Below are 26,335 nucleotides of genomic sequence, written 5' to 3'. Positions count from 1 at the left end.
CAAGCCACGCCGCTTTAAAAAAAACAGACGATGTGCGAAAATTTTTTTATCCAATAAGTTGCTTTCAAACAGCTTTTTGTCCGGAGCACAGACTGATTGAACGCTGAGACCGAACCCTCACGCCCGTCTTCCCCTCCGCCCCCGCCGCGCAGGCCGTGGTCCACGCGGCTCAGGCGGCGCTTTGGCGTGTATGCCCATGTGCCGCGCATGTTCCGCCAGATATGGCGGTGCAGCCCGGCGCTGACGGTGGCCAGCATCTGCCTGCGGCTGGTGCAGGCCGTCCAGCCGCCGCTGGCGCTGTATCTGGGCAAGCTCATTGTTGATGAGGTCATCCGCCTTGGCGGCCATGCCATGCCCACAGGCTCACTGGCCGACTGGGCGCTGCATGGCCCGGCCACGCTGCTGGAACTCTGGATCGCGCTGGAATTCGCACTCATCATCCTGTCAGACCTGACATCGCGCGCCATCTCGCTGGTCGATGGGCTGCTCAATGAGCGCTACATCAATGCCGTCAGCCTGGCGCTGATGGAACATTCGGCAACACTCGACCTGCAGCAGTTCGAATCAAGCGCATTGCAGGACCTGCTCGAGCGCGCGCGCCGCCAGGCCTCGGGGCGCAACAACCTGCTGGTGCAACTGTTCAACATCGCCCAGACCACGGTTACGGCGCTGGTGCTGGCAGCGGGTGTCATGACATTCGCGCCGTGGCTGGTGGTGGTGCTGCTCATCGCCCTGCTGCCCGCCGCTGCGGGGGAAGCGCATTTCAATGCCGAGGGCTACCGCCTGATCCGCGCCAAGACCGCCGAGCGCCGCGAGATGGAATACCTGCGCCACGTCGGCTCCAGCGCGGAACATGCCAAGGAACTCAAGCTGTTTGGCCTTGGCGGCTTTCTGGTCGGGCGCTTCAGCGCGGCTGCGGCAACCGTGCTGGAACAGAACCGCAGGCTGGCGCTGCGGCGGTTTGCGTGGAGCGGAGCGTTCGCCGCCATCGGCTCGGTGGCGTATTACAGCGTCTATATCGTGATTGTGTGGGATACGGTGCGCGGGCGTTTCTCGGTGGGGGACCTGACCTTTCTGTCAGGCTCGTTCCTGCGGCTGCACGGGCTGCTGTCAAGCCTGCTGCTGGGCGTGACGCAGACCGCCAGCCAGGCGCAGTATCTCGATGATTTCTTCACCTTTCTCGACCTGCGCCCGGCCATTCTCTCCCCGCCCGTGACAATACCCTTCCCCTCGCCCATCCGCCACGCCGTCCGCTTCGAAAATGTCGGCTTCCGCTACCCCGGCACGGACAGGTGGGCCATTCGCGGCCTCGACCTGCATATCGGCGCAGGCGAGACGGTGGCGCTGGTGGGCGAGAACGGCGCTGGCAAGACCACCATCGTCAAGCTGCTCACCCGGCTTTACGAGCCTGATGAGGGGCGGATTACGGTCGATGGCGTAGACCTGCGCGACATGGACCTTGCTGACCTGCGCGCCCATATCGGCGTGATTTTTCAGGATTTCATCCGCTACAGCCTCACCGCATCGGAAAACATTGCCGTGGGCCGGATCGAGGCGCTTGATGACACCGCGCGCATCACCGCCGCCGCCCATGAGGGGCTGGCCGATGATGTCGTGGCCAAGCTGCCCATGGGCCTTGACCAGCCATTGGGCAAGCGGGTGGCCAAGGGGCGCGAACTTTCGGGCGGTGAGTGGCAGAAAATCGCCATATCACGCGCCTATATGCGCGATGCCGACCTGCTGATCCTTGATGAGCCGACCTCCGCCCTCGATGCCCGGGCCGAGACCGATGTGTTCGAACGCCTGCGCGCCCTGCGCCAAGGCAAGGCGGCGCTGGTCATTTCGCACCGTTTCTCTACCGTGCGCACGGCGGACCGCATCGTGGTGCTCGAACATGGGCGTGTGCTCGAAGCGGGCACGCATGAACAGCTCCTGGCCCATGGCGGGCGCTATGCGGAGCTGTTTGAATTACAGGCGGCGGGGTACCAGTAGGCCCCCGCTGCCCGCGGCCTACTTGGTGGTGTAACCGCCATTGACCAGAATGGTCTGGCCGGTCATCCACCACCCTTCCGATACGATGAAACGGATATAGGGGGCTATATCCTCGATCTCGGTCAGGCCGGTCCGGCTGAAGGGGGAAAGCGCTGCGGCGGACTTGTGGTAGGCCACGGCCTCGGGCGCTTCCTGCCCGTAAAAGAAAGGCGTATCCATCGGGCCTGGCCCGATCGCGTTGACCGAAATGCCACGCGCGCCATATTCCTTCGATGCCGCGCGGGTAAAGTGCTCGACCGCCGCTTTCGAGCCCGCATAGGTGGAATAGAACGGCGTGTACGCCCCGAGCAGCGAGGTCACGAGGGTGAGCAGCTTGCCGTTATCGTTGAGGTGAATGCCCGCTTCCTTGATGAAGAAATACGCAACCCTTGTATTGACCGCGAACATGGCATCGAACTCGGCCTCCGTCGTCTCGGCAATCGGCTTCTTGAGCACCTGGCCCACGGTGTTGATGGCAATGTCGGGGCGGCCGATGGCGGCCACCGTATCGGCAAACAGCTTGGCCACCGCGCCGTTTGCGGTCAGGTCAGCCTGAAAGGCAACGGCGTGCACGCCAGCAGCCTTGAGTGCCGCCAGCGTCCTGTCGGCCTCGGGTTTCGTGGCGGCGCTGTGGTAGTGAATGGCAATGGCCTTTGCGCCATGGGCCGCAAGGTCATGCGCCACGAGCGCGCCAAGGTTCTTGGCCCCACCTGTAATGAGAACCGTCTTACCCTTGATCGTGTGATCTACCATGTCGAGCCTCCGTTCATGCGTGGCAAGCGCGGGTGGCGCTTTTGCTCCGCGCACAGTATCAGCTAGGATCAGACTATAAAGTTCCCATTCCTGACAACACCTGTCAGGATTGACGAACAAACACCCAATGCATTCCGGGGTTGCCGTGGACCGTATCGACCTGTTCCGTATCTTCACCCGCGTGGTGGAGACCACCAGCTTCACCCGTGCTGCCGATACGCTCAACATGCCGCGCTCCTCGGTCTCGGCCGCCATACAGGAACTCGAGAACCGGCTGGGCACAAGGCTGCTCGCCCGCACCACCCGCTCCGTGACCCCAACCCCCGATGGCACCGCGTTCTATGAGCACTGCGTGCGGCTGGTCACGGATGTGGAGGAAGCCGAAACCCTGTTCCGCAAGGACCGCACCGCGCCGCGTGGCCTGCTGCGCGTGAACCTGCCCGGGCGCATCGGGCGGCTGATCGTGGCCCCCGCCCTGCCCGTTTTTTTGCACGACTACCCCGATATCGACATCGAGCTTGGCGTCAGCGACCGCACCGTGAACCTTATCGAGGATGGCATCGACTGCGTGCTGCGTGTCGGCCCGTTGGCGGATTCAGCGCTGATTGCGCGGCAGTTGGGCGAACTGCCGCTGGTCAACGTGGCCAGCCCCGCCTACCTGGCCCGCAGCGGCACGCCCCGCACGCCTGCCGACCTGCCGCACCACGAGGCCGTGCGCTATGCCTCGCCCGCTACTGGCCGGGTGGAGGCATGGGAATGGATGGCGGGCGACACGGTGCACAGTTTGCAGATGCCGGGCCGGGTTACGGTCAACAGCGCCGAAGCCCTCGTGGCCTGCGCCCTGGCCGGGCTGGGGCTGATACAGGTGCCCGCCTATGACGTGCGCCACCATATTGCAGCGGGCGAACTCATTGACGTCATGCCCGACTGGCGGCCCGAACCCATGCCCATGGCGCTGCTCTACCCGCATCGCCGCCATCTGTCGCGCCGGGTGCAGGTGTTTGCCGACTGGCTTGCAACGCTGCTTGCGACGACAATGGAAGGACGCTCCGACGAGGAGAATGGATAAAGTAAAAGTTTTTGGGTGCCGCCTTTTTTCAAAAAGGCGGCGTGCTTTCAAAGCTTTTTGAAAAAGCTTTACCCAAAACTTCTATGGCCTGCCCCCAAACCGCAGCCACAGCCAGCCCGACAGCGCAGCAACAAGGGAGCCTGCAAATATGCCCAGCTTCGCCGCCCCCACCAGGACGGGGTCCGTAAAGGCAAGGCTGGCAATGAACAGGCTGATGGTAAAGCCAATGCCACATAAGAGCGAAAGCCCGAACAGCATGTGCAGCGAGGTTGCCTCCGGCAGGCTTGCCAACCCCACCCTGCCCGCCAGCACGCTCGCGCCAAAAACGCCCACGGGCTTGCCCACCACCAGCCCCAGCATGACCCCAAGCGACACGGGCGCCAGCAACATGCCCATATGCGCCCCCGCAAGCGATACGCCTGCATTGAGGAAACCAAACAGCGGCAGCACCCCCCATGTCACAACCGCGTTCAGGCCCGGTCGCGCCAGCGGGGCGGGCAAGCACGCCCCGATCGCCACGCCTGCCAGCGTTGGCTGCACGCCCGCGCGCACGCACAGGCCCCATAACAGCACGCCACCCAGCCCGTATGCGCCCGCATTGACCACCTTGCAGTACCGGGCGACTACCAACCCTGCCAGTACCATGCCAGCACCCGCCAGCGCGGGCCAGCATGGCGCGGAGCCGTAAAAGATCGCAATCACCCCGATGCCCAGCAGGTCATCAAAAACCGCCAGCGCCATGAGCCACACCCGTGCCGCAGGGGCCACGCGCGCGCCCAGCAGCAGGATGATGGGCAGGGTAAAGGCGGCGTCGGTTGCAATCGGTATGGCCCATCCGCGCGCAGCCTCCGCCGCGCCATGGGTTAAGACAGCGTAAATGAGTGCCGGAACCACCATGCCGCCCAGCGCCCCGATCAGCGGCAGGGCGACCTTGCGGGGTGAGGAAAGATGGCCATCGCTGATTTCGTGCCGGATTTCGAGGATGATGGTCAGGAAAAACAGCGCCATCAGCCCATCGGACACCCAGGCAATCAAGGTGCGCGGCCCCTGTGCACCCAGAACAGCAAGGCTGAGCGGCCAGTGCGCCACCGCCCCGTAAGTTGCGGCCCATGGCGAATTGGCCAGCCCGAAGCCCAGAACGGAGGCCAGCAGCAACGCGCAGGCCCCGCCTGCGGGGGAACATGAGAAAGCCCGCAGGCGCTGTGGCAGGAAAGTGGTCGGAACGGTCATCTGGCTGTCATTGCACCCGAATGCTGCCGCATTGCAATAAGCTGCACAGCGCGCACCTGCTGGCGCAAACCACTCAGAAGTTTTTGGTGAAGCTTTTTTCAAAAAGCTTCGAAAACTGCCGAAGCTGATTGAAACCTGCTCAGATCAGAGCCCCTTCCGCCGTCATCTGCTGCAGGTCGAGTTCATGTTCAAGCTGGTGCAGCACGGCGTCATGGATCTCGCCACTGCGGTGCAGGCGCAGCAATTCGGCGCGGCCTGCCTTTATGGTGGCCAGCAGGGCGCGGTAATGGGCATCCTGCCGCCCCTGCAGCGCCTCCTGCTCATGGCTGAAACGCTCGGCCAGTTCCGCGCGGTAGGCATATTGCTCAAGCAGGCGATCATGCACCAGTTGCCCATCCGCATCATAGGCCAGATGCTGCATGATGCGCTCTTGCACGCGGGCGATCTGCGCACGCGCCTGCGATACCGACAGGTAGTGCCGCTGCCCTGCCACCTGCCCGCGCGCGCCCTCCGTCATGCGGATCAGCCAGCCAATTGTGGTGCCCTGACCCAGCACGGTAGCCAGAATGACCACGAAGGTCGCGATCTGCATGATGTCGCGCTCGGGCATGCCCTCGGGCAGCGCCAGCACGATGGCCAGGCTGACCACGCCACGCATGCCGCACCACCCCATGACCGCAACATAGGTCATGAACCCCCGCACGCCCGGCCGCCGTGATGGCGGCACGCAGGCGATGCGCAGCCCCTCGGTCAAGGCCATCCACACAAAGCGCGAGATCATGACCGCCAGCACAATGCCCATGACGGGAGCAAACACATCCTGCGCCACCCAGCCCGTGCCCCTGTGGCGCAGCACGATGGCGTGCAGCGCCATGCCGATCAGCACGAAAACGAGGGATTCGAGCAGGAACACCAGCACCTCCCACACCGCCGCCCAGCGCAGGCGTTCATCGGCGCTGAACACGTCATGCTGCCGCCACCCCAGCACCAGCCCCGCCACGACCGTGGTAATGACCCCCGACGCCCCAAGCCACTCCCCGCCGATATAGGCCACCCAGGGCAGCAGCAGCGTCATGGTAATGCTCAGGATCCGGTCGCGCACCCGGCGCAGCAGTTTGATCCACAGCCACCCCAGCCCGCCCCCCAGCACCAGCCCGCCCATGGCCAGCCACGCAAAGGTGACGGTGGCATGGACAAGGCTGAACGAGCCGGTCAGCACCGCAACGGTGGCAAAGCGGTAGATGACGAGGCTCGCCGCATCATCCAGCAGGCTTTCGCCTTCCAGCAGCGTCGTGATCCGCTCGGGCAGGACCACGTGCTTGAGCACGGCCTTGGCCGCTACCGCATCGGGCGGGGCGACAATGGCGCCCAGCACGAAACACCCCGCCCACGGCATGGAGGGAATAAGCCAGTGCGCGGCCAGCCCCACGGCAAACGTGGTGAACGCAACGCCCCCCACCGCAAGCTGCAGGATGCCAAACAGGTGCACGCGAAACGCATGCCAGACCGAAAAATATGCCCCCGCCAGCAAAAGCGGCGGCAGGAACACGATCAGCACCAGGTCAGGATCGATTTCAAGCACCGGCAGGCCGGGGGCGAGTGCTATGGCAATGCCGCCCAGCACAAGGGCCGCAGCCGGTGGCAGGCGCATCTTGCGCGCGGCAAGTTCCAGCCCGACGATGAGCACGATCAGCAGCAGAATATACTCAAAGCGCGCTACATTGGACATGAAGGTCATACCTGTCTCAGCCGGGCCTGCCCCTTTAACGCACAGGGCAGGCCATCGGTATCTGACAAAATATTCATACCCATGAACGAAAATAATTCATGTCTTTTTGGTGTCTTGTCCCACCATTCAATCAGTCATGACCGCATGAATGAAATAAAATACCGACACCGCCATGAAACGGTGCCGCATGGTGCCCGTTCATGCCATGCAGGCCGCCCTTGCGCGCGGCACCCCTGCACCACCCTTTACATGTAGCCACCCGCTCCAGACAAAGGAGGACAGCCGATGGATGTACCCCGCACCCGCCTGGCACAAAGCCCGGACAAGCCCGCAGTCAGGCCCCCATCCCTCATACTGGCGCCCACGCGGCCCGATACGCCACCGGCGCAGGCCCGGCCCTGCCTGTCGCACCGTCTTGCCAACCCGGCGCAACAGCCCCCGGCACAACAGCCAAGGAAAAGCCTTTTCCGTAAATGAAAACACACGAGCGCGTGGCGGTTCGACCCCACGCGCTCCGGCTGGAGCATGACATGAACGCCACCACACGCCCCTCTCGACCCGGTGGTGCGTCGCGCTCCTGGCTGGCGCGCCTGCCCCGATGGACCGCCCAGCCGGCATGGCAGGAGGATGCCGCCCCCGTCAGAAGCGAGATTTTTGGCCCCGAACGGCTCGAAGTCCATGCCAGAAGCCTGGCCGCCGCCCAGACCATCACCCCTGACCCACGCGGGTACGGGCAGCCCCTGTCACGCAGGCTGGCGCAGAACGGCGCCTTCCTGCGCGCGGCGGATGCCCGCATTGCCGAGGCCATGCAGGCGGGCAGGCAACTGACCCCCGCCGCCCAGTGGCTGGCCGATAACTATGCCCTGATCGACATGCAGATCCGCGAGACGGACCTTGACCTGCCGCCGGGCTACTACGCGCGCCTGCCCAAGCTGGCGAGCGGACCGTTTGCGGGCCTGCCGCGCGTGTTTGGCGTTACATGGGCGCTCGTGGCGCACACTGACAGCAATATCCAGCCCGCCATGCTCTACGCCTACCTGCTGGCCTACCTGAGTGTCACGCCACTGAACATTGGCGAACTGTGGGCCGTATCCATCACGCTGCGCATCGTGCTGATCGAGAACCTGCGCAGGGTTACGAGCGCCATCATGGCCAACAATGCCAGCAGGCGCGAAGCCGACGCCCTGGCCGACCAGCTTGCCGCCTGCCGCAAGGATACGCCCGCCACCCTGTCCGCCCTGCTTGCCTCGGTGGCGCCACACACGCTTACCCACGCCTTTACCGCCCAGCTTGTCCACCGCTCGCGCGGGCTGGACCCGGAAAAGGATCCCGCCCTGATCTGGCTGGCGCAGCGCCTGGCCGACCGGGGCACCACCATGGACAACGCGGTGCGCGACGACCTGCTTGAACAGGGCGCGTTCAACGCCACCATCCGCAACATCATTACCAGCCTGCGCCTGATCGCGGGGTTTGACTGGACCGAGGCTTTCGAGCGGGTCTGCCTCGTCAACCGGGTGTTCGGGGCCTATGACAGCTTCACCACGGCTGATTTTGCCAGTCGCGACCTGTATCGCAAGGCCATAGAGGAACTCGCGCGCGGCTGCGGACTGAGCGAAATCGCCATAGCCGAACACGCGGTAGCTCTGGCCCGGCAGGCCGAGGCCGCAACCCCCGATGACCCCCGCCGTGCCGACCCCGGCTATTACCTGCTCATGGCGGGGCGGACGCAGCTTGAGAGCGCCATCGGTTTCCGCCCCACTGCAAGGCTCACGCTGGTGCGGGCGTTCTGCGCACGCGGCATCATGGCCTACAGCGCAGTCGTTACCACGCTGACGCTCCTTTTCCTCGCCCTGCCGCTGTGGTTGTGCGATGCCGCCATGGGGGGCGCTTCATGGCTGCTGGCAGCCCTTGCCTTCGTGCCCGCATCCGAGGCGGCGGTCGCGTGCGTGAACCGCCTGGCGCTCGAGGTCATACAGGCCACCGCCCTGCCGGGGCTTGAGTTCAAGGAGGGGATTCCACCCACGCGACGCAGCATGGTGGTGGTGCCCGCCCTGCTCACCACGTCCGCCACCGTAGCCGCCCTGCTGGCCCGCCTTGAGGTGCACTACCTTGCCACGCGTGATGACGAAGTGCATTTCGCCCTCCTGACCGACTGGCCCGACACCCCCGCCCCGGACGCGCCCGATGACCAGCCCCTGCTGGCGGCAGCACTCGCAGGCGTGGCGAAACTCAACCACAAATATGGCCCCGCCCCCGGCGGCACGCGCTTTTTCGTGCTGCACCGCAGGCGGGTCTGGGTGGAGAGCGAACAGGTGTGGATGGGCTGGGAGCGCAAGCGCGGCAAGCTGCACGAACTCAACCGCCTGCTGCGCGGCGCGACCGACACCACCTTCATGCCAGCGGCGCACCCCCTGCCACAGGCCATACAATACGTCATCACGCTTGATGCCGACACGCGCCTGCCGCTTGAAACCGTGCGCCGCCTGATCGGCAAGATCGCCCACCCGCTCAATGCCCCGCGCTTCGACCCCGTATCGGGCCGGGTGCATGAAGGCTATGCCATCCTCCAGCCACGGGTAACACCTGCCCTGCCGGTCGGCCACCACAGCACGCTGTTCCAACGCATCTATGCCAGCGCCAGCGGCATAGACGCCTATTCCGCCGCCGTGTCCGATCTCTACCAGGACATGTTTGGCGAAGGGTCATACGCCGGCAAGGGCATATACGACATCGATGCCTTCGAGGCGGCCCTTGCCCGGCGCGTGCCGGACTCGACACTGCTCAGCCATGACCTGTTCGAGGGCATTTTCGCCCGCGCGGGGCTGGTATCCGACATCGAGGTGGTGGAGGATTTTCCCACCGACTACCTTGTCGCCGCCCAGCGCCTGCATCGCTGGACACGCGGCGACTGGCAGCTTCTGCCATGGGTCATGTCGGGCGCGGGCCGCACGCCACGCAGCCACGTATCAGGCATCGCACGGTGGAAGATGCTCGACAACCTGCGCCGCACGCTCAGCATGCCGCTGGCAACTGCCGCACTGGTGGGGGCATGGTTCCTGCCTTTTCAGGTCGCCCTTGCCTGGACCGCCTTCATGCTGCTGGCCATCGCCCTGCCCGCCTTCCTGCCCGTACTGGCCGATTTCGTGCCCCGGCGGGAATGGATCACCCTGCGCAGCTATTTCAGCGTGCTCGGCGCTGCCAGCGCCGAGGCAGGGGTGATGACCTTCCTCAACATCACCTTCCTTGCCCACCAGGCATGGTTCATGGCCGATGCGATCGGGCGCACGATGGTGCGCGTGTTCATAACTAGGCGGCACATGCTGCAATGGGTGCCGGCCGACCAGTTGACCGACCGCATGCGCCCCGGAATTGCGGGGTATTACGGGCATATGCTGTCCGGGCCGGTTCTGGCAGGTGGCATCACGCTTGCCACCTGCCTGTGGGCGTCGTGGAGCCTGTTCCTGTGCGTGCCGGTGGCGGTGCTGTGGGGGCTTTCGCCCGCCATTGCCATGTGGGCCAGCCGCACGCCGGTCATTGCCGCGCGCTCGCGCCCCTCGCGCACCGATATCCGCGCCCTGCGCATGACCGCGCGGCGCACATGGCGCTTTTTCGAGACCTACGTCACCCCCGCCGACAGCATGCTGCCCCCTGACAATTTTCAGGAAGACCCTGCCCCCCTGCTGGCGCGCCGCACCTCGCCCACCAATATCGGCCTCTACCTGCTGTGCACCATCAGCGCGCGTGATTTTGGCTGGACCGGACTGGCCGATACCGTGGCCCGGCTGGAGGCGACCTTCGCCACCCTGGCCCGCATGCCGCGCTACCGGGGGCATTTTTACAACTGGTACGCAACCGATGACCTGCGCCCGCTTGATCCCGCCTATGTGTCGAGCGTGGATAGCGGCAACATGGCCGGTCATCTCATCGCGCTGGCCAGCGCGTGCCAGCGCTGGGCTGAACGCGGGCCGGAAACCGATCCGTGGCGCGCGGGCATGACCGATGCGCTCAACATCGCCATGGCCGACCTCACCTTCAGCAATGGCGCGCGCCGCAACCATAGCGCCCCCGAGCGGCAGTTGCTGCGCCTGCTCACGGGGCTGAAAAACGCGGTCCTGTCCGACACTACTCCCCGCTCGGCAGCCGAACTCGCCCGCCTGCGCCGCCAGGCGCAGGCCACGGTCGATCACGCCGCCGTGCTGTACAGCAACCTGCCCGACACCGCGCCTGACATCGCAACCGACCCGCTGTTCTGGATCGCGGCCCCCCTGCGCACGCTGGAGAGCCACGCGCGCGACCTTGACCCGAACCTGCACGCAACCCTTGGCCCGCGCCTTACAGCCCTGGCGCAGGCGGCGCGGCACATGGCGCAGGAGATGGATTTCAGGTTCATGTGCGACCCCGCCCGCAAGCTGCTCTCGATCGGCTACCTCGTGGCGGAGAACACGCAGGACGGGAACTGCTACGACCTCCTGGCATCGGAGGCGCGGCTGGCGGTATTTTTCGCCATCGCCAAGGGCGACATGCCTGCCCAGGACTGGTTCCGCCTTGGCCGCTCCATCACCCCGGTGGGCAACGGGGCGGCGCTGGTGTCGTGGTCGGGGTCGATGTTTGAATATCTCATGCCCTCGCTGGTCATGCGCGCACCCATGGGCAGCCTGCTTGCTCGAGCAGACCAATACGCTGATCGTGCAGCGCCAGATCGCCTACGGGCAGGCGCGCGGCCTGCCGTGGGGCATATCGGAATCCGCCTATAACGTGCGCGACCTGGAATATACCTACCAGTATTCCAACTTTGGCGTGCCGGGGCTGGGGCTCAAGCGCGGGCTGGGGCTGGACCGGGTCGTGGCCCCCTACGCCACGGCACTTGCCGCCATGGTCGACCCGCAAAAGGCGGTGGCCAATCTGTACGTGCTGGAAAAAACCGGCGCGCTGGGCCGGTACGGGTTTTATGAATCCCTCGACTACACGCCCGGCCGCGTGCCGGACCGCAGCCCTGTCGCCATCATCCGGGCCTACATGGCGCACCATCAGGGCATGACGATCCTTGCGGTGGCCGATACGCTCATGGGCGGCATCATGCGCACGCGCTTTCATGATGATCCGCTCATGGCCTCGGCCGAACTGCTGCTGCAGGAACGCGCGCCACGCAGGGGGGCCGTAGCCCGCCCCCTGCCACTCGAAGATGACAGCAAGGCCCCCGCCCCACCCGTTACAACGCCCGCGGGCCGTTACCTTGACCGGGCCGACACGGTGCAGCCGGTCACCCACCTGCTTTCCAACGGGCGGTACACGGTCATGCTCACGGCGGCGGGGTCAGGCTACAGCCGCTGGCGCGAGGACATGACATGTGATGAATACGGCCAGTACATCTACCTGCGCGACCGGGGCACGGGCCGGGTATGGTCGGCCACGGCACAGCCCTGCGCCGCACAGCCGGATGAATATGGCGTGGCCTTTCATGAAGATCGCGCCGAGTTCGCCCGCCGCGATGGCAACCTGACCACGACGCTGGAAATACTGGTCTCCGCCGAGGATGACGCCGAGGCCCGCCAGCTTTCGCTCTACAACGCGGGCAGCGAGACGATGGAGATCGAGGTCACCAGCTACAGCGAACTGGCCCTGCTGGGGCAGGATGCGGATCTGGCGCACCCGGCCTTCACCAAATTGTTCGTGCAGACCGAATACCTGCCTGAATCCCGCGCGCTGATCGCCACCCGCCGCAGGCGCGCTCCCGATGAGGCCGGGATATGGGTGGCGCAGATGGCGGTGTGTGACAGCGCGGTTGAGGTGGAAACCGACCGCGCCCGCTTTATCGGCCGCCGCCATGATATGCATGACCCCGCGGCCCTGAATGCGCATGCGCGCCTGTCGGGTGCGACCGGCACGGTGCTCGACCCGGCCTTTGCCATCCGCACCACGCTCTCCATCCGCCCCGGTGCCGTGGCCCGCCTCACGGTGTGGACCATGGCCGCCCCCACCCGCGCCGCCCTGCTGGACATGATCGACACCCATCAGGACACCACGGCCTTCACGCGCGTGCGCACGCTGGCGTGGACGCAGGCACAGGTGCAGTTGCGCCATCTCGACATCAGCCCCGCCACGGCGGACCTGTTCCAGCGCCTCGCGGCCCACATCCTTTACGCAGGGCCGGCCCTGCGGACCGATGCCACGACCATTGCCCGCGGTGCCGGGCCGCAGCCACTGCTCTGGGGGCAGGGCATTTCAGGCGATCTGCCGCTGCTCGTGCTGCGTATCAGGGCCGCCGATGACACGGCCCTGGTGCGCCTCGTGCTTGTGGCGCAGGAATATCTGTGCCTCAAGCAGGTCGCGGTGGATCTTGTCATTCTCAACGAACATCCATCCTCCTACATGCAGGACCTGCAGGTGGCGCTCGACCAGATGGTGCATGCCACCCCGCGCACGGCCAGCACGGCAGGGTCGGTGCGCGTGCTGCGCGCCGATCTCGTCACACCCGTGGTGCTGGACCTGATCCTGTCGGTCGCGCGCGTGGTGCTGGTGGCAGGCCAGGGGCTGGCCGAACAGCTTGACCGCGCCGATGGTCCGCTGGCACGCTCCGGCCTCCCTGCGCGCCCCATGCCACGCCAGCCCGCCACCGCCTTTGCCGTGCCGCCCGTGCCCGCGCTTGAATTCTTCAACGGGCATGGCGGATTTGCACAGGACGGGCGCGAATACGTGATCGTGCTTGGCCCCGGCCAGGCCACGCCCGCGCCGTGGGTCAACATCATCACCAACGAGACATTCGGCTTTCAGGTCACGGCGGAAGGCAGCGGCCATACGTGGTCAGGCAACAGCCGCGAGCACCAGCTCACGCCATGGTCGAACGACCCGGTCAGCGACCATTGCGGCGAGATCATCTACCTGCGCGACGAGAACAGCGGCACGCTGTGGTGCCCGAGTGCCGCGACACGGCGCGACGCGGCGGCAACCTACGTCACCCGCCACGGGCGCGGCTACACACGTCAGGACCGCGTGGCCCACGGCATTGCCAGCACGCTCTTGCAGTACGTGCCGCCTACTGACCCGGTCAAGATCACGCGCATACAGTTGCGCAACCTCTCTGCCCAGCCGCGCACCCTGTCGGTTACGGCCTATGTGGAATGGGTGCTTGGCCCCGCGCGCAGCAAGGCCGCGCCCTTCATCCTGACCGAACGCGATGGCGAGACGGGTGCGCTGTTCGCGCGCAACCGCTGGCAGGCGGAATATGCCGGTCGGGTCGCGTTTGCCGATATGGGCGGCTACCTCAGTGCCAGTTCAGGCGATCGCACGGCATTCATCGGGCGCAACGGCAGCGTGGAAAATCCTGCCGCCTTCACCCGCCCCAACGGCGTGCAGGGTCGCACCGGCGCGGGGCTGGACCCGTGTGGCGTGGTGCAGACCATGGCCACCGTGCCACCGGGAGGCCGTGTGGAGATCGTCTTCCTGCTCGGTGAAGGCGAAAACGAGGCCGATGCCCGCCGCCTCATCACCCACTACCGCACTGCCAACCTTGATGCCGTGCTTGAAGCCGCAACCAGCGAGTGGGAGCAGGTGACCGGCTCCATACAGGTCAGCACGCCCGACCGCGCGCTCGACATCATGCTCAATGGCTGGCTGCTTTACCAGACCCTGGCCAGCCGGGTCTGGGCGCGCGCGGGCTTCTACCAGGCCAGCGGGGCCTATGGCTTTCGCGACCAGTTGCAAGATGGCATGGCGCTGGCGCTATGCCGCCCCGCAGCCGTGCGCGCCCACCTGCTGCGCGCGGCCAGCCGCCAGTTCGTGGAGGGCGACGTGCAGCACTGGTGGCTGCCGCAGACAGGTGCTGGCGTGCGCACCCATATTTCCGATGACCGGGCATGGCTGGCCTATACGGTGGCGCATTATGTCAGCACGACGGGCGACGGCGGGGTGCTTGACGAGATCATCCCCTTCCTCGAGGCGCCGCCCCTGGCGCTGGAGGAACATGACCGCTTCATGGTCCCGACGGTCTCATCGCAAACCGGCACCCTGTTCGAGCACTGTGCCCGCGCGCTCGATCATGCGCTGGCCACCGGCGCGCACGGCCTGCCGCTGATGGGCACGGGTGACTGGAACGATGGCATGAACCGCGTGGGCGAGCATGGCCGGGGCGAGAGCGTGTGGCTGGGCTGGTTCCTGCACGTAGCCCTGGGCACCTTCATTCCGCTGGCGCGCAGCCGGGGTGAGGACACCCGCGCGCAGGCATGGGAGGCACACAGGCAGGCCCTCGCCACGGCACTCGAGGCCACGTGGGATGGTGACTGGTACCTGCGCGCCTATTTTGATGACGGCACGCCACTGGGGTCACATACCAGCGCGGAATGCCAGATTGATGCCATATCGCAGTCATGGTCGGTGCTGTCTGGCGTCGGCGCGCCTGACCGGGTGGCCCACGCCATGCGCTCGGTGCGCGCACGGCTGGTACGCGCCGATGAAGGACTGGTACTGGTGCTTGCCCCGCCGTTTGACACCATTGGCCCGGATCCGGGCTATATCCGTGGCTACCCGCCCGGCATACGCGAAAATGGCGGCCAGTACACCCATGCCGCCCTGTGGACTGTCATGGCCTTCGCTGCCCTGGGCGACGGGGCGCAGGCGCATGCCCTGCTGCACATCATCAACCCCATCAACCACAGCCTGACCCCCGAGGCCGCCGGGCGTTACCGGCTGGAGCCCTATGTTGTCGCAGCCGACGTCTATTCCCGCCCGCCACATGTGGGGCGCGGTGGCTGGTCGTGGTACACCGGATCGGCCGGATGGATGCAGCGCGTGGGCGTGGAAACCCTGCTTGGCCTGCGCGTGCTGGGCACGACGCTGGTCGTTGACCCGTGCATTCCGCCCGGGTGGCCCGAATTCACGGCGCGGCTGCGCTGGCGCACCGCAACCTATGCCATAACGGTCAGCAACCCCGCGCATGTCAGCACGGGCGTGCGCCATGTCGTGCTGGATGGGGTGGACCTGCCCGCCACCGACCCGATCACGATGCTCGATGATGGCGCGACCCATATCGTGGCCGTGACACTCGGGCCACCACCGCAGGCAGCAACGTGACGGAGGGGCCGGTTGCAGGCGCAGCGGCATCACTTATTAATTTACCATCCGCCATGCAAAAGGCCCGAACCATCCCGCCCATGTGCCGTTGACTGACTGACAGCAGGACAAGACGCAGTTGTGACTGCTGCCTTTTTCATTAAAGGACAGGGATCATGTCTTACCTTACGCACCGGCGCGCGCGTGGCGGCGCTGTTCCTTCAAACCCCGTGGATGAAGGCCATGCCGCCCCCAAGGCTGAAGGGCACGGCAAGCCCCGCAAGGGCGAGGACGAGCCGGAATCCAGCCTCGACAATGACGAGCGGGTCGAAGCCACCAGCCACAAGGGCGCGCAGCAGCACTGCGCCGAACACGGTCGCGCCAAAGACCAGCCCGACGCGACACCCGCCAGGAAGCCCTGACGGCGACCGGGTAATACCTGAAGTATTCATGCTCAAATTGGGGTCATGAAAAAGTATTCACACGGCAGGAAGACGCATACTGGAACATTTTACTGGAATCCTGCCTTTAATGCGTGGTTCGCACCCATAATGAAAGAAGACACAACCATGAAAAAGATTCTGCAGTTCACCTTGCTTGCAGGCGTCGTGGCAAGTGTACCCGCCCTTGCCATAGCCCAGTCCGACATGGGCGGCGCGCCGGCACCAACAGCCAATTCAGCGGCTTCGCAGGTGGGGCGCAACCCGCCCTCGGCCACCTCAACAAACGGCCAGCGCGTTGAACCGTCGGACAAGCTGTGGAACAACCCGCGCACCGTGGGCGAACAGCCCGGCACACAGCCACCGGACAATAATGATCCCTCTGGCAGCGCCACCCCGCATGGCCACAGCCATACCCATCCCGGATCGGAAGGGCGCAGCAGCCGCGGTGGCGACAAGACCCCCTCGCCCGCCGATAGCAGCGAACAGTAAGCCATGCAGCCGCACGGAACCTGCGCCCGATACCGCGCGGTTCCGTGCCTTATGTGAGAACAGGCATGTACATCCCCTGTGGTCAGCCCCCCATGCCCCCACCAGGTCCGCCCCTGCCATTGCGTGACCCACCGCCACCAGGGCCAGACGGTCCAGACCCGTTTGATGACCCGCCGCCCCCACCAACGCCACTTCAGCGCAAGGATGCATGATCATGTCCAGCAGCCCCGACCCCAAGGAAGAAAAAAAGCCCACCCCCGCCGAGCAACATGAAGACGAGGGCCGCGACGAAGCGCTTGACGAGAGCTTTCCGGCCAGCGATCCGCCATCGCAGGGGCGCACCACCGGACCACGCTCGCAGCCGCATAATACGAAGTAGGCCATCATGCTTATTCGGGATGACGGGGGCCTTTAACAGGCTGCCAGAACGTAAAATCATTCCTTTAAAATGATAAAAGTTTTTTGGGTGCCGCCTTTTCCCAAAAAGGCGGCGTTCTTTCAAAGCTTTTTTACGGCAGGCCATCGTCCTTTGCGAGCGCAGTTCATGCCCGTGCAGGCCCTGGCCCGCAGCAATATCTTATTTTACAGCACACGGAGAACAGCCATGGCCATCCATGCATCCGGCGCGATGTCAGCCTCATCCACCCACAATCCCGATCCGCAGGCCCCTGCCGCCCACGGCACGCTGGCGGGGCGCCGCATTGCCTTTCTGGCCACCAATGGCGTGGAAGAGGTGGAACTGGGCGAACCGGCGGCCGCCCTGCGCGCAGCAGGCGCCCATACGGTGCTTGTTGCGCCTGAAGCGGGTGAAATCCAGGCCATGAAGGCCGATGTAAACCCCACGCGGCGGCTGCGTGTGGACATGCCGGTCAACGAAGCCAATGCCGATGATTTTGACGGCCTTGTCCTGCCCGGCGGCACGACCAGCCCCGACCACCTGCGCATGGACCCACAGGCCGTAAGCTTTGTGCGGGCATTCGTGCAGGCGGACAAGCCCATTGCCGCCATCTGTCACGGCGCATGGACGCTGATCAACGCCGAGGGCGTGCGCGGGCATACGCTCACCTCATGGCCCTCGCTGCGCGTGGACCTGACCAATGCAGGCGCGCACTGGGTGGACCGCGACGTGGTGCGCGATGGCATGCTGGTCACATCGCGCAACCCGCATGACCTCAAGGTGTTCTGTCCGGCCATCATCGCCCTGTTTGCCAAAGCCCCTCACCGCGCGGCGCAGTAAAGGAAGGGCAGCCCGATGATGAAGAACCCGACTTTTCTGCGCTATTACGCAACCACCATGCTCTGCGCGGGCGCCGCCACGCTGGGGGCCGGTTTTGTGGCCTGGTGGCGCGGGCGCAAGGTTGCAGCCGATGCACCCGTGGCCACGGCGCATGCATCCCCGCCAGCCTCCCACCCCGAACCGCATGAGCGTGCACCCGCCGAGACCGACACGACACGGCAGGTCGCGCGCAAGGTGATCCAGTATTTTGTGATTCCGCTGTGGCTGACAGCGGGCCTGACAGACTGGTGGTGCCACCGCCGCACGGATATCGAGCACACGACCGGACTGAAGGAAACCGGCATCCATCTGCTTATGCTGGGCGAGGCCGCCTTCCCCGTGCTGGCGGGCCTGTTCCTGGAAATTGACGCGCCCGTGCTGTCACTGATGATCGCCTCGTTTTTCGTGCATGAAGCCACGGCGATGTGGGATGTCAGCTACGCCGTAACCCGGCGCGAGGTACAGCCCGTCGAGCAGCACGTGCACAGCTTCCTGGAAATGGTGCCGCTGCTGGCTGTTGCGCTGATAGCCGTGCTGCACTGGCCGCAGCTTCAGGCGCTGCTGGGGCGCAAGGTGATCCGCTCCCACCCCATCCGCCCCAAGCACGTGCCGCTGGGCCTGCGCTACGCTCTGGGCGCACTCGGGGCCATGGCCGTGTTTGAAGTGCTACCCTATTGCGAGGAAGCCCTGCGCGATTGGAAAGCCAATCCCGGTCGCCTCACTCCTCCGGTGGGTCAGTCAGCATAAAATACAATGGGGAATTTTTCTCCATAATGTTTCGCCAGACGCCGCCTTTTTGAAAAAAGGGGGGCACCCAGAAATTTTTATCTTTAATTCGATCGGGGCAACTGCACGGCCCTGTGTACCTGCATGCTGAACAGGTCTGGAACAGAATAATATCGTTTCCGGGGCTTCGCAGGGCGGGATATTATGTGGCATAAGCATACGATGCAAATGCGTCGCATTAATGAACCTGCTCCTCGCACAAGACCCTCTGACCGGCGCGCGCACACCGCACGCCTCAACCGCAACAGGGTGGCCTGCGCCGTAGTCGCCTGCCTGCTGGCCTATGGCGTTGCCCGCCTGCTGGTGGCGGGTATTGCCGCAGGCGCTGGTGGGACCGACCGCGTCCATCTGGGCCAGATGATCGCGCTTTTGGGTCTGCCGGTCATGGTGGTGGTCGGCTTTGGCGCATGGAAACGGCATGCGGGGTTGCTGATGGTGGGGGCCTGTGGCTGCCTTGCCGCGGGCCTGATCCTGTTTGCAGCCTGATGCGCGAAACCCTGCGTACCCGCCTTGGCTGGCTGCACGGCTGGTTTGGCTATGGGGCCGGGCTGGTGCTGACCTGCATCTTCGCCACTGGCAGCGTGGCGGTGTTCAATATGGAAATCACGCGCTGGATGCAGCCAGAACTGCGGCTGACCGCCCCTGTGCAACCCGGTGCTCCGGCGCTGGATGCGGCGGCACATCTGGTCGCAGCCGGGCAGGCCCGTGGCGTATCGGCCTTTATCGCCCTGCCCTCGGCCCGCTCGCCCACGCTGGACGTGCTGCATTACAACGGCCATGAATTTGTTGGCGCGCGGCTCGACCCGGCCACGGGCGCGGTGATACCGGCGCGGATTACAGCGGGGGGCGGGCTGTTCTATAATTTCCACCACACGCTGTTCCTTGGCCCGCAGGTAGGCACGATTATTGTCAATATTGCCGGAATGATCCTTCTGGTTGCCATTATATCCGGTGTTGTCATTCATCTTCACGCGCTGGTGCCTGATATCATCCTGCTGCGCCTGTCCACGGCCCGACTGCGGGCGTGGCTTGATGCGCATCTGCTGATGGGCGTGCTGTTCCTGCCCTTCATGGTCATGATGGCCTATACGGGCGTGCTGGTTAAGGCGGACATGATCGTGCCCGTGACCCCACGCCCCGCAGCGCGGTCTGTGCAGGTGCCTGCGCCGCCCCCTGCCCCGATGCCGGAAATGGCGCGGGTGCAACTAGCCCCCCTGCTGGCCCAGGCGCGCGCCAGCCTGGCGGGGCAGGAACCGGGTTTCATCCTTTTTGCCCCGCAGCGCGTATCCATTTTTGCAGGCGATGCCAGCAGCGCGTTCCTGACCCGTGATCATGCCGATTTCAGCCTGCCCGAAGGCCGTCCCCTCCCGGTTGATACAACCGCCACCCCCATTGCCCGCACCATGCAGTTGATGCACGGGTTGCATTATGCCCGTTTTGCCCCGCCGGGTTTGCGGTGGTTGTATTTCCTGTCCGGCCTGTGTGGCACCGCCGTCATGGCCAGCGGGCTGGTCCTGTTCGTGATGAAGCGCCGCCGCCATGCGGGCCACAGATGGGCCTACCGGCTGGCAGATGGGCTGAACGTAACGGTTATTGCCGGGCTACCCGCCGCCATGCTGGCGTTTTTAGCGGGCAACCGGCTTGTACCCGCCAGCCTGACCGGGCGTGAGGACTGGGAAACGGGGATTTTCTTTACGGTATGGGCGCTATGTGCGTCGCATGCCCTTTTTAATACCCTGCGGGGACAGGCACACCACGCATGGCGGGCACAGCTGGGCCTTGTCGGGCTGCTGGGCACAAGCCTGCCGGTAATTGACCTGCTTTGCTGCCCCGCTGCGTTCCATGCGCTGCCGGGGCTGCACATGGCGGTGGATGGCCTGGGGTCAGGGGCCGCGATCATGGCACTTTACGCCCGCCACAGGCTGGGGCGACGGGGCGCATGACCTTCGTGCTGCTTCTCGCGCTGTGGCTGGCAACCTTCATGTGCCATGCCGCCCTGTGGTCCGCACGCTACGGCCTGCCCACTCCCGGCCCCACAGGCCAGCGCCTTGCCCGCATGATGCGGCTGGGGCTGCCCACCGGGGGGCTGGGGCTGGCCGTGAGCATTCAGGGGCCTGTCATGGGGCTGCTTTCATGGTTTGCCGCCCTGTCATTCGCCGGTCTGCTGGCGGCCAGCCTCCTTGCCGTGGGACGCAGGTTGGCCAACCGCCCTTAAAAAGCGAAAAAACGGCAGACGTTTTGGATACAGCTTTTTTTCAGCAAGCTTCAGCCGGTTTTACCAGCCGCCCCAACCCCAGCCGCCGACATAGCCGCCGTAAGGATAGTAATAGCCGGGATAACCATATCCATACCCGTACCCCTCATACGGATAGGGCGGCGGTCCGTACCAGCCGGGGCCACGATCCCAACCGCCACCGCCCCAGCCGCCGCGATCCCAGCCACCACCGCGTGGACCGCCACCCGGGCCGCCGGGACCGCCATACGGCCCACCGTGAAAACCACCGCCACCGGGGCCACCAAAACCGGGTCCGCCGCCATGGCCGCCACCACCTGGCCCACCGCCGCCGGGGCCGTGCTGGGCATGCGCAATGGAGACCCCCGCTACGGGCGCAAGCGCAAGCGCCATCGCAACAAAGGCCACGGTCCATGATTTTGTATGAGTCATCATCCTTACTCCTTATGTTGCCATCGTGCTGGCCCGACACGACAAAACAATGGCGGATTGTCACAGTCCTGTATCAGTACTCCGCCAAGGGCCGGGTGCAGGCATGCCGCACCTGCATGCCCCCCCCCGCCGTGTTACGCCGCACGACCATCTGCCACGCTTACCCTCGCACACTCCCCCCTCAACACAAAGGCAGGCGGGGAGCCGAAGCTTTCCGCTGACCCTGGCCGGTAAGCGCGCGCCCCATTTACGGCCTTGCTACATAATTAACGATTTCAATAGTAAAATTGTTCCATCTTCTGATCCATGCTCATGGCCACCATGGAAAGCTGATTCAAAAACGAAACAAGCGAACGCAATCACCTCTTGCCCGTTAAGAAGGATACAGGCTGAGGCGGTATAGGGCGCCATCATGGCCACACAGCCATCATGCACCTTTACAATACATTTTATGGCTGGTGATGATCCGGGCCGCCGTGTCATCCCGCCTCGTTTTCTGGCTGCCGGGCTTTTTTATTGCAGCAATCTGGCGCGGGCGCAGGGCGCCATGGTTGCCGGGGCGGGTGTGTCTATTATGCACAACAGGCATCATAAATAACGTAACGACACGGCAAAAACATATTTGCCCGTTGACCAGGTTATTTTTCATGAATTATACACACATCAATGTTGTGGAATTAATATAGCACGACAGGGAACAGGACTCTGCATCAGGCCCGCAATCGGGCTTCAGTCTAGGAAAGACGCAGGATGAACACGCACACCAGGCCGGCACGGCTCTCGAAAATTGTCCTTCTGACGGGTGTGGTATCCGTGTCCTGCTCCCCTGTCTGGGCCTGGGCCGATCCGGCGGTCGAACGCATCACCACCACCAAGGATGTGGGCGATGTCTCGCCCGCCTTCCGCACCTCCACCCCGCGCCACAGCACCACGCGGGTGGCGATTGTGACGGGGGCCGACCTGCTCAAGACCGGGCAGACAAACGTGATCGCGGCACTCCAGCAGTCCTCGCCCGAGATCAACGCCCCACCGGGCGGCGGCGGCGGCGGCTATTCCACCACCCCTACCCAGACCGTCATCCTGCGCAACCTCAACGCGGATGAAACGCTCGTGCTCGTCAATGGCGTGCGCCGCCATGCCAGCGCGATTGGCAACTGGAACTATGGCCCCGCCCAGGGCACGGAACCGGCTGACCTGAGCCTGATCCCGCTCAGCGCGATCGACCACGTGGAAATCGTGACCGAGGGCGCCACCGCGCTTTATGGGCAGGATGCCATTGGCGGCGCGATCAACATCGTGCTCAAGGCGGGCAACCGCAATGGCGGCACCGCCAACATCCAGAACAGCGGCTATTACAAGGGCGATGGCCAGGACATTACCGCCTATGGCGACCTTGAGCGCCAGCTTGGCAGCAAGGGTGGCGGCATGGACCTGGCCTGGCAGGTGCAGAACCAGCTCCCGACCCACCGCGATGGCATCAACCCCACGCTTGGCGATGTCAACCGCATCGAGGGCTTGAGCCGCTCGCTGGCCGAGCTGTTCAGCTTCAACGCTCACATGCCCATCAGCCGCTCGGTCGAGGCCTATGGCACCGCCACCCTCGCCCATCGCAGCACCGACCGCATCGGCTTCATTCGCGGGGCGACCAACATCAACAACGTACCATCGCTCCACCCCAACGGGTTCGAGCCGATCGAAACGTTCGATGAAATGGATTTTCAGGTCAATGGCGGCCTGCGCGGTACCATGCCCGCGGGCGTTGCGTGGAACACCTATGCCTCGTTCGGGCGCGAGCAGGTCAATGAGGGCGTGTATGACGACAACAACCCCACCTTTGGCGCGCTGAGCCAGACCAGTTTCAACCAGGGCAAGATCGTCAATGCCGAACTGATTGGGGGCGCCAAGTTCTCCAAGCGCTTTTCAAGCCGCGCGCTGCCAAAGCCCGCCGTGCTCGACTGGGGGCTGGAATACCGGCACGATACCTACCAGATCGGCGCGGGCGACTATCAGTCATGGGCCACGGGGCCGGATTATACCGGCAGCAACTCGCCAGGCGCGACCGGGTATAACGGCTTTCAGCCCAGCAATGCGGGCAACTGGTCGCGTGACATTTTCGATGGCCATGTGGGGCTGGACATATTCGTCACCCCAAAATGGGAATGGACGATCGGCGGCCATGTGGTGAACTATTCCGACACCACCACGGCCCCCACCGGCTCGATCGGCACGCGCTACAACTTTACCAAGAACTTCTCGATCCATGCCAACGTCAATACCGGCTACCGCCCGCCCACGCTGGGCGCGATCCATTACGATGCCACGAGTTCGGGGCCGGGCTACACTACCGTCAACCTGTCACAGACCAACGATGTCGCGCGCCTGCTCGGCTCGCACAACCCCAAGGGCGAATACTCGCGCAGCTACAGCATCGGGCTGGATTGGAAGCCGGTACGCGACCTTCAGCTTTCGGTTGATGGCTACCGCATCGACATCAATGACCGAATCGAGAGCACCAGCGCCTTTTCCGGCACGGTCATGGCCAACTACCTCTCGGCCCATGGCGTGGGCGACAACATCACCTATGCCAGCTACATGACCAATATCGGCAACACCACCACCAATGGCTTCACGGCCAAGATCAGCTACAAATTCCCCATCAAGCCCTCATACGGCGTGCTGATCGGCTCCGTGCAGGCCAATGCGGCCGATACGGAAATGACCCATTACGCCTCCACGCCGGGCATCCTGACCACGCTGGGGCAGACCTACTTCTCCAAGGCGGCCGAGACGGAACTGCTGCGCTCATCGCCCAAGAACAAGGAATCCTTCTCGCTCAACTGGAGCAAGGGCCGCTACAGCGTGTTTGTGCAGGAGCAGCGCTATGCCGGGGTGGCGTGGCTGGTTTACCAGAGCGATCCGGGCGCCTACTGGACCCATGTGCGCCCGCAGGTGATAACGAACCTTGAAGCCTCGGCGCGGGTGGGCCATGGTTTTGTCATCACGCTGGGGGCCAACAACCTGTTCAACAAATACCCGACCCGCACCAACAAGCAGGCGCTCAAGGAAAGCAGTGGCGTGTTCGCCTACCCCATGACCGCGCCCGGCGGGTATGAAGGCGGTTATTACTACGCCCGCCTTGGATACACGTTCTGACCGGCCCGCACCGCATGCTTCATCCGTTCCGTGCCGTCCTGTCCTCATCGCGGCCGGTGCTTGCGCTGGCCGCGTGCATGGCTTTTCATGCCCCTGCCCCCGCGCGGGCAACCGATGCCGCCAGCCCCGGCGGCACGCTGCTCTACTTGGAAAAGCAGCCGCATAAAAACCTCTACCCCCCCGCTGGCGGCTTCTACCCCAATGGTGGCATCCTGGCCCAGATCACGGACCGGCTGACATGGCAGAACACCGACACGCTTAAAATCGAGCCGTGGATCGCAACCGGATGGAGCGTGAATGCAGACAGCACCGTCTTTACCTTCACGCTGCGCCCCGGCGTTACCTTCTCCGATGGCACGCCGGTTGATGCGGCGGCCGTAGCCCTCAATTACGATACCTTCGGCAAGGGCAACCGGGCGCTGCACCTGCCGCCCTCCGAGGTCATCAACAATTACGAGCGCAGCGAGGTCATCGATCCGCTGACAGTGCGCTTTTACTTCAGCAAACCCTCGCCCGGGTTCCTGCAGGGCACGTCGGTCATTGGCTCGGGGCTGGTCTCGCCCGCAAGCCTGCGCCGCCCGCTTGATGAATGGGGCGACGCGCGGCATGTCATCGGCTCCGGCCCGTTCGTGGTGCGCGACGAGGTGCCGGGCAAGTCGGTCGATCTGGTCACGCGCCCCGATTACGCCTGGGGGCCTGAGCAGCTTGCCCCGCAGGGGCCGAGCCGGCTGGCGGGCGTGCGCATCATCGTGGTGCCCGAGGACAGCATCCGCATCGGCGCCTTCATTGCAGGCCAGGCCGATTTCGCCCGTGCGGTCGAGGCCTATGATGAAGAGCAGATCATCCGCCATGGCGATACGATCTACGCCGCCTCCACCCGTGGGGTGAACAACAGCGTGGTCTTCCGCCCCGACAACCCGCTGGTGGCCGACCCGCGCGTGCGCCTGGCCCTGCTGCACGCCACCGACCGGCCCGACATCCTGCGCACGCTGTATTCCCCCAACTACCCGCTGGCGCGCTCCGTCATCGCCGCCGATGCGCAGGGTTTTGTCGACCATGCTGCCGACCTGACCTATGATCCCGCCCTTGCCGGCCGCCTGCTTGATGAGGCCGGATGGACGATGGCCCCCGATGGCTGGCGGCGGCGCAATGGCGTGGCCCTTGCGCTGGCCGTGCATGAAGCCCTGCCCCAGCCGCAGAGCCGGAGCATGCTGGTGCTGCTGGCCCAGCAATGGCGCAGGGTGGGCGTGCGACTGACCATCCTGTCAGGCAGCCCGGCCATGACGGTGCTCGACAACCTCAACCCTGCCGTAACCCCGCTGTTCCATGCCGAGGTGGGCCGCGCGGACCCCGATGTGATCAAGAGCGCGTTCTACCCCACCAACCGCAACGTGCTGCTGCAAAAAGGCGGGCAGAGCCGCCATGTGGAGCACTTTGTCGACCCCGAACTCAACGGGTTGCTTGACCAGGTCGCCTCCGACACCGATCCCGCCACCCGCCTTGCGGACCTTGCCCGCGTGCAGGCCGATATTCTGGCCAAGGGCTACAGCATTCCCATATTCGAGGAGCCGCAGGTCTATGCGGGATCGGCGCGCGTGCATGACATGCGTTTCGAGGCCGTGGGGCGGCCTGTTTTCTACCGCACCTGGCTGGCAAGGCCGTAGGA

Annotated in this window: 18 protein-coding genes and 1 pseudogene; 14 read left to right on the top strand and 5 right to left on the bottom strand. The window is 64.7% G+C overall.

Annotated elements, in window-relative coordinates; translation table 11 throughout:
- Window positions 1-96 precede the first annotated feature (96 nt).
- Window positions 97-1,992 carry an ABC transporter ATP-binding protein gene (locus tag GXY01S_RS02865; protein ID WP_061271867.1) on the top strand — a complete coding sequence of 632 codons (1,896 nt, stop codon included), beginning with the start codon at window positions 97-99 and terminating at the stop codon, window positions 1,990-1,992.
- Between the two features lie 18 nt (window positions 1,993-2,010).
- On the opposite strand, the gene GXY01S_RS02860 is transcribed toward GXY01S_RS02865, so the two are convergent.
- Window positions 2,011-2,784, bottom strand: coding sequence for an SDR family oxidoreductase (locus GXY01S_RS02860; protein WP_061271866.1), 774 nt, complete (start codon window positions 2,782-2,784; stop codon window positions 2,011-2,013).
- Between the two features lie 145 nt (window positions 2,785-2,929).
- Between GXY01S_RS02860 and GXY01S_RS02855 the strand changes: the two genes are divergently transcribed.
- Window positions 2,930-3,853 carry a LysR family transcriptional regulator gene (locus GXY01S_RS02855; RefSeq protein ID WP_061271926.1) on the top strand — a complete coding sequence of 308 codons (924 nt, stop codon included), beginning with the start codon at window positions 2,930-2,932 and terminating at the stop codon, window positions 3,851-3,853.
- Between the two features lie 81 nt (window positions 3,854-3,934).
- On the opposite strand, the gene nhaA is transcribed toward GXY01S_RS02855, so the two are convergent.
- Both nhaA and GXY01S_RS02845 read right to left on the bottom strand, forming a co-directional pair.
- The gene (gene nhaA / locus GXY01S_RS02850; RefSeq protein ID WP_061271865.1) at window positions 3,935-5,083 is read right to left on the bottom strand and encodes a Na+/H+ antiporter NhaA; all 1,149 of its coding nucleotides are present in this window, start codon (window positions 5,081-5,083) and stop codon (window positions 3,935-3,937) included.
- A gap of 139 nt (window positions 5,084-5,222) precedes the next feature.
- A complete protein-coding gene (locus tag GXY01S_RS02845; RefSeq protein ID WP_061271925.1) occupies window positions 5,223-6,812 on the bottom strand; it encodes a cation:proton antiporter in 1,590 nt (529 codons plus the stop codon).
- Window positions 6,813-7,097: 285 nt separating this feature from the next.
- On the opposite strand from GXY01S_RS02845, the gene GXY01S_RS17900 reads away from it, so the two are divergent.
- The 10 genes and pseudogenes from GXY01S_RS17900 to GXY01S_RS02805 all read left to right on the top strand — a co-directional run bounded on the left by GXY01S_RS17900 (window position 7,098) and on the right by GXY01S_RS02805 (window position 21,066).
- The gene (locus GXY01S_RS17900) at window positions 7,098-7,289 is read left to right on the top strand and encodes a hypothetical protein (protein ID WP_129551181.1); all 192 of its coding nucleotides are present in this window, start codon (window positions 7,098-7,100) and stop codon (window positions 7,287-7,289) included.
- Between the two features lie 53 nt (window positions 7,290-7,342).
- Window positions 7,343-15,878, top strand: a pseudogene (locus tag GXY01S_RS02840) (GH36-type glycosyl hydrolase domain-containing protein).
- Between the two features lie 155 nt (window positions 15,879-16,033).
- Entirely contained in the window at window positions 16,034-16,279 is a 246-nt protein-coding gene (locus GXY01S_RS16910) for a hypothetical protein (RefSeq protein ID WP_082770685.1), read from the top strand.
- 147 nt (window positions 16,280-16,426) lie between these two features.
- Complete coding sequence (locus GXY01S_RS02830) at window positions 16,427-16,789, top strand: hypothetical protein (RefSeq protein WP_242501280.1); 363 nt, start codon at window positions 16,427-16,429, stop codon at window positions 16,787-16,789.
- Window positions 16,790-17,003: 214 nt separating this feature from the next.
- On the top strand, window positions 17,004-17,168 hold the full coding sequence (locus GXY01S_RS18470) for a hypothetical protein (protein ID WP_165165570.1): 165 nt from the start codon (window positions 17,004-17,006) through the stop codon (window positions 17,166-17,168).
- 225 nt (window positions 17,169-17,393) lie between these two features.
- A complete protein-coding gene (locus GXY01S_RS02825) occupies window positions 17,394-18,026 on the top strand; it encodes a type 1 glutamine amidotransferase domain-containing protein (RefSeq protein ID WP_082770696.1) in 633 nt (210 codons plus the stop codon).
- Between the two features lie 15 nt (window positions 18,027-18,041).
- Window positions 18,042-18,812 (top strand): hypothetical protein, encoded by a 771-nt coding sequence (locus tag GXY01S_RS02820; RefSeq protein WP_061271862.1) that lies wholly within the window; start codon window positions 18,042-18,044, stop codon window positions 18,810-18,812.
- Between the two features lie 207 nt (window positions 18,813-19,019).
- Window positions 19,020-19,337 (top strand): hypothetical protein, encoded by a 318-nt coding sequence (locus tag GXY01S_RS18855; protein ID WP_242501279.1) that lies wholly within the window; start codon window positions 19,020-19,022, stop codon window positions 19,335-19,337.
- On the top strand, window positions 19,337-20,794 hold the full coding sequence (locus GXY01S_RS02810; protein WP_061271861.1) for a PepSY-associated TM helix domain-containing protein: 1,458 nt from the start codon (window positions 19,337-19,339) through the stop codon (window positions 20,792-20,794). The genes GXY01S_RS18855 and GXY01S_RS02810 overlap by 1 nt, the downstream gene beginning before the upstream one ends.
- A complete protein-coding gene (locus GXY01S_RS02805; RefSeq protein ID WP_061271860.1) occupies window positions 20,791-21,066 on the top strand; it encodes a hypothetical protein in 276 nt (91 codons plus the stop codon). Before GXY01S_RS02810 ends, GXY01S_RS02805 begins: the two co-directional genes overlap by 4 nt.
- Before the next feature lie 60 nt (window positions 21,067-21,126).
- Here the strand turns inward: GXY01S_RS02805 and GXY01S_RS02800 are convergent, their stop codons facing one another.
- Together GXY01S_RS02800 and GXY01S_RS17895 are read right to left on the bottom strand one after the other, a co-directional pair.
- Window positions 21,127-21,519 (bottom strand): hypothetical protein, encoded by a 393-nt coding sequence (locus tag GXY01S_RS02800; protein ID WP_174520897.1) that lies wholly within the window; start codon window positions 21,517-21,519, stop codon window positions 21,127-21,129.
- 424 nt (window positions 21,520-21,943) lie between these two features.
- Window positions 21,944-22,165 (bottom strand): hypothetical protein, encoded by a 222-nt coding sequence (locus tag GXY01S_RS17895; protein ID WP_129551180.1) that lies wholly within the window; start codon window positions 22,163-22,165, stop codon window positions 21,944-21,946.
- Between the two features lie 164 nt (window positions 22,166-22,329).
- Here GXY01S_RS17895 and GXY01S_RS02795 point away from each other — a divergent pair, with 164 nt between their 5' ends.
- Complete coding sequence (locus GXY01S_RS02795) at window positions 22,330-24,669, top strand: TonB-dependent receptor plug domain-containing protein (protein WP_255210349.1); 2,340 nt, start codon at window positions 22,330-22,332, stop codon at window positions 24,667-24,669.
- Window positions 24,670-24,683: 14 nt separating this feature from the next.
- Entirely contained in the window at window positions 24,684-26,333 is a 1,650-nt protein-coding gene (locus tag GXY01S_RS02790) for a TIGR04028 family ABC transporter substrate-binding protein (protein ID WP_110570335.1), read from the top strand.
- Window positions 26,334-26,335: the final 2 nt, after the last annotated feature.

The organism is Komagataeibacter xylinus NBRC 15237, assembly GCF_001571345.1.
Lineage (GTDB): Bacteria > Pseudomonadota > Alphaproteobacteria > Acetobacterales > Acetobacteraceae > Komagataeibacter > Komagataeibacter xylinus.
This window is presented reverse-complemented; position numbering and strand designations above follow the sequence as displayed.